Consider the following 12,372-nt stretch of genomic DNA (forward strand, 5'->3'; position numbering starts at 1 on the left):
GCCTACAAGGTCCACCGCGTGCACGGACTGACCTTCGACGTCGGCGCCTTCCTCAACATCAGCCCCGACCACATCAGCCCCATCGAACACCCCACCTTCGAGGACTACTTCCACTGCAAACGCCAGATCATCGCCAACAGCCGCGCCATGGTGATCGGCGCGGACAGCGACCATCTCGGTCTGCTGCTGCAGGCGGCCGAACAGCACGACGCGCCGACGACGACGTTCGGCATCGACGCCGCGGACGGCGGCCATGAATCGCAAACCCACGTCGACATGATCATGACGCCCGATCCGAGCCGCAAGACCGGATTCGACATCACCTTCCACGACGATACGCAGTCGTTCGAACTGGACATGCTCGGCGAATTCAACTTCCTCAACGCCGCGGCGGCCGTGGCGATCGCACACCGCGCCGGCGTACCGTTCGACGATCCCGCGATGCACGCGATCGAACGCGTGCAGGTCCCCGGCCGCATGGAACGGTTCGTGGGGGACGACGGACTGCACGTGTACGTGGACTTCGCGCACAACTACATGTCCACCAAGGCACTGGTCGACGAGATGCTGCGCGTGTACGGCGAGCGCCATCCGCGCATCACACTGGTGGCCGGCACGACTGGCGGCAAGGCGATCGACCGGCGTGAGGGAATCGTCAAGGGCGCGCTCGGCCGTGCGGAATCGTTCATCTTCACGCTGGATGATCCGAACTTCGAGGACCCGCGCAAGATCTGCGAGGAGATGGCCTCGTTCGTCAGCGACGAATCGGCCGAGGTGCAGATCATCGTGGATCGAGAACAGGCGATCGTCACCGCGATCCGCGAAGCCCGCGAACACGCGGAACGATTCAACATCGTGCTGGTGATCGGCAAGGGGCATGAGACCCGCAACATCATCGATGGCAAGGCCGTCTACTGGCCCGGCGACGCCACGATCGTGCGCCGCGAGCTCGGACTGAACTAAGGAGAGAACAACCACCATGGCGAAGAAATTCCAGCCGATTCTGCTGGGCAGCGACATCAATGTGTACGGCATGGCCCGTGCATTCCACGAGGAGTACGGCATCGTATCCGATGCGTACGCGTACTTCCAGCTGAGCCCGACCAAATTCAGCAGGATCGTCAACGTGCACATTGTGGATGACTTCAATAATTTCGTGAAGTTCCGCGATTTCATGCTTGATCTGGGCAAGCGCATGAAGGCCGAGGACCCGGACCGTACGCTGCTGCTCATCCCCTGCGGCGACGTGTATGCGAATCTGCTCAGCCAGTGCGGCGACGATCTGCGCAAGTACTTCGTCTACAACACGCTCGATATCCGCCTGTCCCGACGTCTCGCCTACAAGACCACGTTCTACGAGATCTGCGAGCAGTACGATCTGCCGCATCCGAAGACCCGTTCCCTGACCGCCGACGAGGTGCGCGCCGGGGAATACCGCAACCTGCCGTTCGACTATCCGGTGGCCATGAAGCCGGCGAATAGCGTGGAATGGCTGGGCATTGACTTCGAGGGCCGTCGCAAGGCCTACATCTTCAAGGACCCCGCCGAGTTGGAGACGATCATCACGCGGGCCTACGATGCCGGCTATACGTCCGAAATGGTGATCCAGGACTTCATCCCCGGTGACGACAGCCGCATGCGTGTGCTCAACGCCTACGTGGACAGGCATCACCGCGTGCGCATGATGTTCCTCGGCCATCCGCTGCTCGAGGACCCCTCCCCCGTCGCGGCGGGCAACTACGCGGCCATCATCCCCGACTACAACGAGGAGGTGTTCCGCACCATCAAGGCGTTCCTCGAGGACATCAAGTACGAGGGCGTGGCCAACTTCGACATGAAGTACGACGAGCGCGACGGCAAGTACAAGCTGTTCGAGATCAATCTGCGCCAGGGCCGATCCAGCTACTTCGTGACGCTCAACGGGTTCAATCTGGCCAAGTACTTCGTGGATGATCTGGTCGAGGATACGCCGTTCGACGGCGATACTGTGTTCGGCCGCGGCTCCAAGCTGTGGCTGGAGATTCCGCGCTCCATCTTCACCGGCTACGTGGCTGAAGGCGATGACAAGCGTCGTGGCGAGGCCATGCTCAAGTCCGGCGACTGGGGCACCACGCTCGAATACTCCAAGGACATGAATCCGCTGCGATGGCTCATGATCCGTCACATGTTCTCCATCTACAAGAAGAGCTACGCCAAGTACTTCACGGTCAAGCAGTGACGCGATCACGCAGTGTCCCGCATGCCGCGTGATCGTTTCGTAACGGGATCCGGCCGGTGACCGGAAGGTTGCCGGCTCGTGATCATGCCACTGCTATCATTGCTTCTCAGGCAAATTCGAATCAACGCGCGACTGCAACATCTCGAATCGTCCCGATGCCGCAGGAAGCAGACAAAGGCAAGTGGAGCATACATGAAACGACCGTTTTTCGCTGTTCTGGGCGGCATGGGATCCCTGGCTACCGAAAGCTACGTCCGTCTGGTCAATCAGGCCACGCACGCACACCGCGATCAGGACTTCCTCGACTACGTGGTATTCAACGACGCCAGTGTGCCGGATCGCACCGACTTCATTCTCGGCCGCAGCGACGAGGATCCCTTCCCCGTGATCGCGGATGACATCGAGAAGGCGACCGCCATGGGTGCCAGTTTCATCGTGCTCACCTGCAATACCGCCCACTACTTCTTCGACCGGTTCCAGGCACTCACCGATGTGCCGATCATGCACATGCCGCGTGGCGCGGTGAAGCGCATGAGCCGCCTGTACCCGGCCGGTGAGTACCGCCGCGTGGGCTTCATGGGTACCGAAGGCTCCCGTGCCTCGGGCGTATACCGCAAGGCCGTTGAAGAGGCCGGATACGAGTTCGTGGAACCGGATGACAGTCTGCAGCACCGCGTGGATTATCTGATTTACCACGATGTGAAGGGCACCGGAGATCTCAATCGGGAACGCTACGAGGCCGCCATCACCACCATGCTCGACTATTACCAGTGCGATACGGTGATCCTCGGGTGCACCGAGCTGTCCGTGCTCAACGAGGCGTTCCCGATGCCTGACAAGCCGATCATCGACGCGCAGGCCATTCTGGTGGATGACACGGTCGCCCGTGCCAAGAAGCTGCGCGGATAGGAATGAACAGGGGCCGCGTTCAGCACTCATGCCACTGACGAAAAAATGGTAGGACGCTCACTTCCGAGCGTCCTACCATTGTTGTTTTCGGCTATTCCCTACTGATCGAGGTGTTGATCGAGCTTCTGGCTCACCACGGCGGTGACGCCGTCGGCGCGCATCGTCACGCCATACAACGCATCGGCAATGCCCATCGTGCGCTGCTGATGCGTGATGACGATCAGCTGGGCGTGCTCACGCAGCTTCTCGAACGCCTCAAGCAGACGCGTCAAATTCACATCGTCGAGCGCCGCCTCCACCTCGTCCATCACATAGAACGGACTGGGACGCGCGGTGAAGATCGCGAAGAGGAACGCCAACGCGGTCAGCGAGCGCTCGCCGCCGGACAGCAGACTCAGCTGACGGACACGCTTGCCCGCCGGACGAGCCTGCACGATCACTCCTGAATTCAGCGGGTCGTTCGGATTGTCCAGCTTCAGCGTGCCATGACCGCCGGGGAACAGTACCCCGAACATGCTGGTGAACGCCTCGGCGGTGTCGTCGAACGCCTTGCGGAACACGTCGACCATGGTGGTGTCCAGCTGCTGGATCAGGGACATCAGATCGTCACGGGAACGGGACACGTCGTTGCGCTGATCGTTGAGGTACTGGTTGCGTGCCTTGAGCGCATCGTATTCCTCGGTGGCGAGAGGATTCACCTTGCCGAGTTTGATGAGATCGCGTTTGGCCCGTTCCAGCCGCTGCACCTGCTCGTCACGCACGTAGTCGGTCTCGCCGTCCGGGTTGCCTGTCTCGTCCAATACCGGTACCGGTTTGTCGGGACCATAGTCGCGCACCGCTTCCTCGAGTGTCATGCCCAGACTCTCGCCGATGCGTGACTCCAGCTGCTCGTAGTCGGACGCCATGCGCTCGCGGTTCATATCAAGACCGTGTTCCCGACTGCGTAGTTCGGCCACGCGGGGCTCCAGCCGTCCGCGACGTTCCCGAAGCTCGGCGAGCTCGTCGTCGTTTCGTGCCGCGGTCCGTTGCTCGGCCACGCGGCGCTCCTCCACCTGTGCGATGCGCAGGGCCAGATCCGCGGCCACGGCCTTGGCACGATCGGCGACACGCGCCGCCTGAGCGGCCTGCGACCGGCGTTTGTCGTTGAGCGCCTCGAGTCTGGCACGACGCTGCTCGGCCTGACGGGCATTGTCCCGCAACAGATCCGCCTGACGGACAAGGGACTGGACCTGACGCGACGTCTCGTTCCAGGCCATGGTGGCGGCAAGCTCGTCGTTGCGGGCGACGGTCAGTGCCTGTTCCAGTTCATGTTCGCGTACGCTCAGTTCATCGATATCCGAGTGTGCGTCCTGAGGGGAGTCCATGGATGCCAGTGCACGGTTGAGATCATCGAGCCTCAGTGCATGCGACCGCTGTCGCTCGTCGATGGTGGCGGCCTTGTCGTCCAACGCCGTCAGTCGGGAACGTAGTCCAGACGTTCGTTCCACCGCTGTCTGCAATCGCTGACGGGACTGCTGGATCTGCAGACGACGTTCGGCGAGACGATTCTGTTCGGCCTGCACACGGTCGGACGCCTGCCGTTCCTGCTCACGGGCCTTCGCCAGATCAGTGTCCAGTGAGGCAAGCTCGTCGGACAGTCCGTCCGCCTCGGTCAGGGCGCGATTGCGACGGGCCGCCAGACTCAGTTCGCTCTGGGCAAGCACCGTACCGCCCATCGCCGCCACATCGTCACGGAACAGCTCCCCGTCCATGGTGACCGCCGCACGCCAGCCGTGTCGTACGGCTTGCATTGCCTCGTCATGTGAGCGAACGGCCGCCACGTCGACGAGGAGTCGTCGTACGGCACGGACCGTGCCATGGGCGGTGTCGGCATCCGCATTCGGATTGGTGTGAATGAGATCAGCGGCACTGGTGATGGCGTCGACGGCGTCATCGACGAGATCGTCATCATCACCATCGAGTGTTCTCAGTAGGACGGCCCTGCCCAGTCTGTCCGACTTCGCACGGGTCAGCGCATGCTCCATATTTGTCTCATCGGCCACCACGATCGCACCGGCGAATACGTCGAGTGCATGGGACACGGCCTCCTCCCAGCCGTCTTTCACCTGAATGAAGTCGGTGAGGCGTCCCAGTGCACCCGTCTGCGGGTCCTGCTCCAGAGCACCGGCCGCATTACGCCCGTCGAGCGTGTCGGCGAGTGCATCGGCCTTGGCCTTGAGCGAGACGATGCGGGTCTCCACCGTGCGATGCCGGTCCTCAAGTTCCCGAACCTTCGCCTGGGTCTGGCCAAGTACGGTACGGGCCGCGGTGAGCGCGGTGCCGTCGGGTTCGTCGTTCTCGGGCGTCTGGCGTTCAAGCTCGTTCTGTTCGGCGAGCGCGGCGTCCAGCTGAACGATCATGGCATCCCGTTGACCGGCGATGTCGTTGCGCTGGGCTGCGGCGGACTGCATCAGGGCTTCCTCACGGGCGATGAGCTCGCGCAGCTGCGCGATACGTCCTTCCTTCTCGCGGGTGCTGTTGCGCAGTTCCGTCATGGTCTGCCTCAGTGAGGCAAGCTGCCGTTCCAGATCGGCACGATGCTCCTGCGCATGGGTGAGGGTCTGCTGCTCGGCATCCGCCTTGGTGCGCTGCTCGTTGGCCTGAGTGGTGAGTTCGTCGGCTCGACGGTCAAGCAGTTCCGGGTCCTCGCCCATGTTCTCGGTGATTTGTCCAAGCAGTGATCCGCGACGTTCCTCGGCCAGCGAGGCGAGTGATTCCAGTCGTTCATGAATCTGACTCATCTCATGCCATGCGGTGGTAAGGCTGGCGATGGTCGGCGAGGAGGCTCGGGAGGCGGCCTCCATCTGCTCGATACGGATTTTGACTTCGGCCAGCGTTCGCTGTTCGTCGGCGAGTTCGCCTCGAACACGGGTGAGCTCCTCACGATTGGCAGCTCTGCGTGCGATCAGCTGCGTGGCGTCGTCAGCCATGATTCGGCTTTGCGCGTCACGTATGGACACCTGAATGGCATCGGCCTTGCGCGAAATGCGCGCCTGGCGTCCGAGTGGTCCCATCTGGCGTCTGAGCTCGCCCAACAGATCGTCGAGTCGGGCCAGATTCGCCTCGGTGGCGGTGAGCTTGCGTAGCGCGCGCTCCTTGCGCTTGCGATGCTTGAGGATACCTGCCGCCTCTTCGATGAATGCGCGATGCCCGGCGGGGTCGGCGTGCAGGATACGGTCGAGCCGTCCCTGACCGACGATCACGTGCATGTGTGAGCCGAGCCCGGTGTCGCTGAGCAGCTCCTGGATGTCGAGCAGACGACACGGGGTGCCATTGATCTCATATGCGGAGCCGCCGCCGCGGAACATGGTGCGGGAGATCGTCACTTCCGTATAGTCGATGTCGAGCACGCGATCGGTGTTGTCGATGGTGAGCGACACCTGTGCACGGCCGAGTGCCGGACGGGAGGAAGTGCCGGCGAAGATGACGTCCTCCATGGAGGTGCCGCGTAGATTCTTCGCCCCCTGCTCTCCCATGACCCAGGTCAGTGCGTCGACGATATTCGACTTGCCGGAACCGTTGGGACCCACCACCGCGGTGATGCCGGGCTCGAAACGCAGCGTGGTGGCGGATGCGAAGGATTTGAAGCCCTTGAGCGTGAGTTCCTTAAGATACACTAGGCGCGCTCCGACTTCGGTTTGGCGAGGTCGGCGTTCGGCTGTTCCTTCAGCAGATGACGGGCGTCACCGGCGGTGACGAAGCTGCCGCAGACGAGAACGCCCTGACCGTAGCCGATGCCGGTCTCGTCCGATTCATCGGCGAGATCGACGGCAGCCTGAATGGCGTCGGGCAGAAAGTCCTTGCGGATGACACGATCGGGACCGAACACGTCGATGGCGATCTTCTCAAGGTCCTCGGCGGGCATGACACGGCTCGTCCACGAGTTCTGGGTGACGACGATGGTGTCGAGCATCGGTTCGAGTATGCCGAGCACGGACTCCACTTCCTTGTCGGCCATCATGGAGACCACACCGATGAGGTGCTGGAAGGAGAAGTTCTCCTCGATTGCCCCGCGCAGCGCGGTGACCGCCTGAATGTTATGACCGCCATCCACGATGATCGTGGGTGAGGTACGAACCACTTCGATGCGGCCGGGCACCTTTACACTGCCCAGCGCCTCGGCCACCACGTCGCCGTCCAGAGGGCCGTTGACGGGGATCACCACTTCGGCCGCGGCGAGCGCGGACAGGGCGTTGTGCGCCTGGTGCTCGCCGAACATGGCGATCGGAACCTGTTCGTATACACCGTTGGGAGTGCGCAGCGTCGCCACCTGTCCTCCGACGGCGGGCTGCCGGGAGACGACCTCCATCTCCTGTCCGTCGCGAACCAGCCCCTGGGCGCCCTGTTCGCGTACGGCGTCCTCGATGATCGGCAGTACGGTCTCGTGGGTTTGCGGTCCGACGATCACGGTGGAGTTGGGCTTGACGATGCCGGCCTTCTCTCCGGCGATCTGCTCGACGGTGTCGCCCAGCCACTGCATGTGGTCCATATCCACTGGGCCGATGATCGACGCGTCCCCATCGAGCACATTGGTGGCGTCCCATCGGCCGCCCATGCCGACTTCGACGACGGCCACGTCCACAGGGGCGTCGGCGAACGCCCAGATCGCCATGGCGGTGAGCACCTCGAAGAAGCTCATCTTCGGTCCGCCCTGTTCAACGGATCTGGCGTCGACAAGGTCCACGAAATCCTTGATCTGATCCCAGATGTCAACGAACTCATCGTCGGACAGACGCTGTCCGTCGATGCAGATGCGTTCGGTGATCGACTCCACATGCGGCGACGTGTACAGGCCGGTGCGCAGACCATAATGGCGGCAGATCGATTCGACCATGCGAGCCGTGGATCCCTTGCCGTTCGTGCCGGTGATGTGCACCACGCGGAACGACTGCTCCGGGTGTCCCAGCAGGTCCATCATCATCGCCATGCGATCGAGTGTGGGGTCGAAATCGTGCTCCGGTGCCCGCTTCATGATCGTACGATACACCTCGTTGAGGCTTGTTCCTGCAGTGTTCGGATGTTCGAAAGACATACCCTGTGCCTTCATGCCCTTTCCGCGTGTCACGTCTGAATGATCCGATGCGCGAACCATCGCCGCACATCGATGCTCGATGTATTCTAGGCAATCGCTGTGACCACGATCACACATACGCGACGGGCGTACATCGTCAAACGGCAACACCATGATATTTGGCGGCATTCGCATGAGGCATCTTCTAAGATGAACGGTAGCAATGCAGGATCTGCATAGGCATTCATCGAAAGGAGCGGCGTGATGTCGGCAAGCGACGAGGCGCGGAACGCACAGGCGGCGAAACGATACGAGCAGGACGAGGAGGAGCTGAACGCACAGGCGGTAGGCGAGCGTGTGACCAACCGAACCCTCTCCCCCCGATCGGCGTCGTTCCGCCAGTTCATGACCGAAGGCTGGGGTGCGGTGGATCCCGGTGTCACCTCGCTCGAATCCAGCTCCTATATTCCGGCGCGTCTCGAGGCGCTGGGCAAGCGTTTCCCGGGCAGCCGCATCATCATTCCGGCGGGCCAGCCCAAGACGCGCAACAACGACTGTGACTACGCGTTCCGTCCGGACACCACGTTCGCCTATTACACGGGTCTGGGCGAGGATTATGAGGCGGGTGCCGTGCTGGTGCTCGACCCGGTGGACCCGAACGGCGAGGAGGCCAAGGAGGGCAGGACGCACACCGCCACGCTGTTCCTCAAGCCACGCGCCGATCAGACAACCGAAGACTACTACCGTTCCGGCTATGGCGAGTACTGGGTGGGCGCCCGCCCGGGCCTCAAGGAGTTCACCACGATGACCGGTCTGGCCACGCGTGACATTTCGCAGCTCGAGGACGCCCTGTCCAAGGACGTCGGTCCGGAGGACGGTGCCGTGCAGCTGCGCGTGGTGCGCGAGGCCGATCCGCAGCTTACCTCCGAGGTGGAGCGCATCCGCGAGCAGAACGGCTGGTCCGATCCGGATCGCAACCGTGCCGCCGATGATCGTCTGCACGAGTACGCGGCCGAGGCCCGCATGGTCAAGGACGAGTATGAGGTGGGTGAGATCCGCAAGGCCGTGGCCGCCACCAAGCGCGGATTCGACCGTATGCTCACCGCGCTGCCCGGCGCGCTTGACAAGCCGCGCAGCGAACGCATCCTTGAGGGCGCGTTCAACGCCAACGCGCGCGAGGAGGGCAACGACGAGGGCTACGAGACGATCGTGGCATCCGGAGCCCACGCGGCCACACTGCACTGGATGCGCAACACCGGCAGCATCGCCAACGGCGACCTGCTACTCATCGACGCCGGCGTGGAGGTCAACAGCCTGTATACCGCCGACATCACCCGCACCTTCCCCACCAACGGCAGGTTCACGCCGTTCCAGCGTCGCCTGTACGAAGCCGTGCTCAAGGCGCAGCAGGCCGGTTTCGATGCAGCCGTGCCGGGCGTGACCTACCGGCACATCCATGACGCAGTGATGCGGTCGATCGCCGAGTCGCTCCATGAGTTCGGCATCCTGCCGGTGAGTGTGGAGGAGTCCCTCTCCCCCGAAGGCCAACAGCATCGTCGATGGCTTGCCTGCGGCGTGGCGCATCATCTGGGCCTTGACGTGCATGACTGCGCGCAGGCGCGGTTCGAGTCGTATCAGGAGCGTCCGATCACGCCGGGAATCACGTTCACCATCGAACCGGGACTGTACTTCAAGGAGAACGACCTGCTCGTCCCGCCGGAGTACCGTGGCATCGGCATCCGCATCGAGGACGACGTGCTCATGACGGAGAACGGCCCCGAATGGATCAGCCACGATATTCCGAAGCAGCCCGACGACGTCGAGGCATGGATGGCCGAGCGCGCCGCGGCCACTGATTCCACCGGCAAGGAGCACTGATCATGGCGACGCCTAAGTTCATTCTCGAACTGCGCAAGAAAATCGGCCATGACCCGCTGTGGCTGATCGGCGTATCGGCCTATGTGGAGGATGCCGATGGTCGCGCACTGCTCGGTCGTCGCAGCGACACCGGCGAGTGGGCCATGGTGTACGGCATCAACGAGCCCGGCGAGGAGCCCGCCGTCACCGTGGTGCGCGAGGTGAAGGAGGAGACCGGCGTGGACTGTGTGCCCACCGATCTGGTATCCGTCAAGTCGTCCACGCAGATGATTGCCTACGGCAACGGGGACCAGGCCATGTACATGGATCATCTGTTCGTCTGCAGACTGGCCGATGACGGCAACACCGATCCGTTTGTGGGCGATGACGAAAGTCTGAACGTCGGCTGGTTCGACGTCAACGATCTGCCGTCCCCTCTGGCCGCCACCACGGTGGAACGCATGGGCTATGTGCGTCAGTGGAAGGCCGGAGACGGCCGGGCCCTGTTCTCGCTGCAGTAGTCGACGGTCTCACCAGTCACGATATTCAATTCCGTGTCCGTCTGATCATTCATTGAACGACGGACACGCATATTTCCCGGGACATCCCCAAGAAAGGAACCCATGTCCGTTCTCACCATCATCTTCGGCATACTCACGTTCGTGATCGGCGTGCTGTACGCATCGCTGCCGACCAACGTACGCATGATGGACCGCTCCCAGATGATCTTCTCGATGGCGCTGGTGACCCTGCTCATCGGCATGTTGGTCTGCATGTATTTCGTCGGTTCGGATTCCGAATCCTGGATCGTGCTGATCGCCGCCGTGGTGGGATACGTGGTCGGTCATCTGCGTCCGATCAACGATTTCCTCGCCTCGCACTGGGACATCTTCGATTTCCGCTGATCACGTTGCCGTCGGTCGAACCCTCGACCGACGGCAACGTGATCGGATATCCATTCAGATATCCAAATAATCCATCGGCCGTTCGATAAGCCGACGTAGGCCGAAGGCGGCCGCACCTCGCAAGGCCGGGCGCTCCAGGGAGGAGCATGACAGCACCCGCAGATTGAACGCATGTCGGGCGAGCACCCATGGTATGACCCGTTCACGCAGGCGGGCGGCGAGATCGTCGCCGAACACGGACCAGAATCCACCGAGCACGATCGTGTCCACATCCAGCATGTTGATGGCCGACGATGCGGCCGACGCCATGGCGCTGAGTGCCTGATCAATGGCGTACACCGCACGGTCGTCGTCGGCACGCCACCGGTCGTGCAGCTCCTTCACGTAGCGTCCCTGCACGGCCTCGTCGCCATCGGCTATGCCGGCGTTACGCACCAGTTCCCGTCGACCGGCGTACATCTCCAGACAGCCACGACGCCCGCACCGGCATTCGGGGCCGTTCATATCCACGGACACATGGCCGATCTCTCCGGCGAATCCGTGGTCGCCACGGACCAGCGACCCCGCACGTACGAACGCCCCGCCCACGCCGACGTCGGTGGAGATGTACAGGAACGAATCCTCCGGGGACAGCGTCTCGTCGGGCCGGGACTCGGTCGAGGAACGATCGGCATGCGTCATCTCCGCCACATCCTTGACCTGTGCCGTCGGACGGCATGAGGCATATCCGGGGATCTGCGCAATGGCGGCAAGATTCGCTTCATTGTCGGATACCGCCTCCAGTCGGCGCATCACCTCGAAACGATGCAGGTCCAGATTCTCCCAGCCGAGATTCGGTGCCATAAGCAACCGCTGATCACCGTCTTCCAGTTCCGCGATCAGACCGGGAAGCGCCAGCCCGGCACCCACGATCCGATAGTTGCGGCGTTTGAGGGTGGCCTCCACCGGACGCAACAGCTCGTCGAGCGCAGCGAATGCGTCATCGGGCGTCGTGCCGGTCATCGATTTGTCGATCCACTCCTCCATCACGGTCTCGCCGGCGATATCAGTGACGGTATAGCCGTAGCCGTCGGTGTTGATCTGCATGCCGATCCCCACCCAGCATCCGGGACGGAACGCCAGCGGAGTGCTGGGGCGGCCGTTCCCCGTTTTCTGCTGCGGGTCCAGCTCCTCCACCACCTCGTTGGTGAGCAGGATGTCGGATAGCAGCGACATGGTGGCCTTGGTCAGTCCGGTGGACTTGGCCAGTTGCGCACGACTCATCGGCGAGACCGATTGCAGCAGCGTGGTGAGCACCACCGACAGATTGTGGTTGCGCAGGTCGTCCTGATTGATGCTTCTCGATCGTGGCATGGCTGTCCTCTTCGGCTCCTCGGTATATGGATAGCGGCATGGACCTTTCCGCCGCCTATGTGTCCGGCGCACCACTGGAT

Annotated in this window: 9 protein-coding genes; 6 read left to right on the forward strand and 3 right to left on the reverse strand. The window is 62.5% G+C overall.

Annotation, left to right across the window (positions count from 1 at the left end; all coding sequences use genetic code 11):
• The 3 genes from BTIS_RS03030 to BTIS_RS03040 form a co-directional block, all read left to right on the forward strand.
• Nucleotides 1–963: glutamate ligase domain-containing protein (locus tag BTIS_RS03030; RefSeq protein WP_245819240.1), on the forward strand; the 963-nt coding region annotated here is incomplete at its 5' end.
• A gap of 16 nt (nt 964–979) precedes the next feature.
• Nucleotides 980–2,218 carry a carboxylate--amine ligase gene (locus BTIS_RS03035; protein ID WP_094662535.1) on the forward strand — a complete coding sequence of 413 codons (1,239 nt, stop codon included), beginning with the start codon at nt 980–982 and terminating at the stop codon, nt 2,216–2,218.
• Between the two features lie 192 nt (nt 2,219–2,410).
• On the forward strand, nt 2,411–3,127 hold the full coding sequence (locus tag BTIS_RS03040) for an aspartate/glutamate racemase family protein (RefSeq protein ID WP_094662537.1): 717 nt from the start codon (nt 2,411–2,413) through the stop codon (nt 3,125–3,127).
• Between the two features lie 98 nt (nt 3,128–3,225).
• Here the strand turns inward: BTIS_RS03040 and smc are convergent, their stop codons facing one another.
• Both smc and BTIS_RS03050 read right to left on the reverse strand, forming a co-directional pair.
• On the reverse strand, nt 3,226–6,783 hold the full coding sequence (gene smc / locus BTIS_RS03045) for a chromosome segregation protein SMC (RefSeq protein WP_094662539.1): 3,558 nt from the start codon (nt 6,781–6,783) through the stop codon (nt 3,226–3,228).
• The gene (locus BTIS_RS03050) at nt 6,783–8,198 is read right to left on the reverse strand and encodes a bifunctional folylpolyglutamate synthase/dihydrofolate synthase (protein ID WP_094663058.1); all 1,416 of its coding nucleotides are present in this window, start codon (nt 8,196–8,198) and stop codon (nt 6,783–6,785) included. Before BTIS_RS03050 ends, smc begins: the two co-directional genes overlap by 1 nt.
• 243 nt (nt 8,199–8,441) lie before the next feature.
• Here BTIS_RS03050 and BTIS_RS03055 point away from each other — a divergent pair, with 243 nt between their 5' ends.
• From BTIS_RS03055 to BTIS_RS03065, 3 genes are all read left to right on the forward strand, one after another.
• A complete protein-coding gene (locus tag BTIS_RS03055; protein ID WP_094662541.1) occupies nt 8,442–10,055 on the forward strand; it encodes an aminopeptidase P family protein in 1,614 nt (537 codons plus the stop codon).
• A 2-nt stretch (nt 10,056–10,057) separates the two neighbouring features.
• Nucleotides 10,058–10,555, forward strand: coding sequence for an NUDIX hydrolase (locus tag BTIS_RS03060; protein WP_094662543.1), 498 nt, complete (start codon nt 10,058–10,060; stop codon nt 10,553–10,555).
• A gap of 102 nt (nt 10,556–10,657) precedes the next feature.
• A complete protein-coding gene (locus BTIS_RS03065; protein ID WP_094662545.1) occupies nt 10,658–10,939 on the forward strand; it encodes a hypothetical protein in 282 nt (93 codons plus the stop codon).
• A 54-nt stretch (nt 10,940–10,993) separates the two neighbouring features.
• Here BTIS_RS03065 and BTIS_RS03070 read toward each other — a convergent pair whose 3' ends face one another.
• A complete protein-coding gene (locus BTIS_RS03070; protein WP_094662547.1) occupies nt 10,994–12,292 on the reverse strand; it encodes an ROK family protein in 1,299 nt (432 codons plus the stop codon).
• Nucleotides 12,293–12,372: the final 80 nt, after the last annotated feature.

The organism is Bifidobacterium tissieri (assembly GCF_002259645.1).
GTDB lineage: Bacteria > Actinomycetota > Actinomycetes > Actinomycetales > Bifidobacteriaceae > Galliscardovia > Galliscardovia tissieri.

Bases quoted from the DNA above. Each gene is read 5' to 3' on its own strand.
- BTIS_RS03035 (WP_094662535.1), top strand. From the start codon at position 980: ATGGCGAAGAAATTCCAGCCGATTCTGCTGGGCAGCGACATCAATGTG.
- BTIS_RS03065 (WP_094662545.1), top strand. From the start codon at position 10,658: ATGTCCGTTCTCACCATCATCTTCGGCATACTCACGTTCGTGATCGGC.
- BTIS_RS03040 (WP_094662537.1), top strand. From the start codon at position 2,411: ATGAAACGACCGTTTTTCGCTGTTCTGGGCGGCATGGGATCCCTGGCT.
- BTIS_RS03055 (WP_094662541.1), top strand. From the start codon at position 8,442: ATGTCGGCAAGCGACGAGGCGCGGAACGCACAGGCGGCGAAACGATAC.
- BTIS_RS03070 (WP_094662547.1), bottom strand. From the start codon at position 12,292: ATGCCACGATCGAGAAGCATCAATCAGGACGACCTGCGCAACCACAAT.
- BTIS_RS03050 (WP_094663058.1), bottom strand. From the start codon at position 8,198: ATGTCTTTCGAACATCCGAACACTGCAGGAACAAGCCTCAACGAGGTG.
- BTIS_RS03060 (WP_094662543.1), top strand. From the start codon at position 10,058: ATGGCGACGCCTAAGTTCATTCTCGAACTGCGCAAGAAAATCGGCCAT.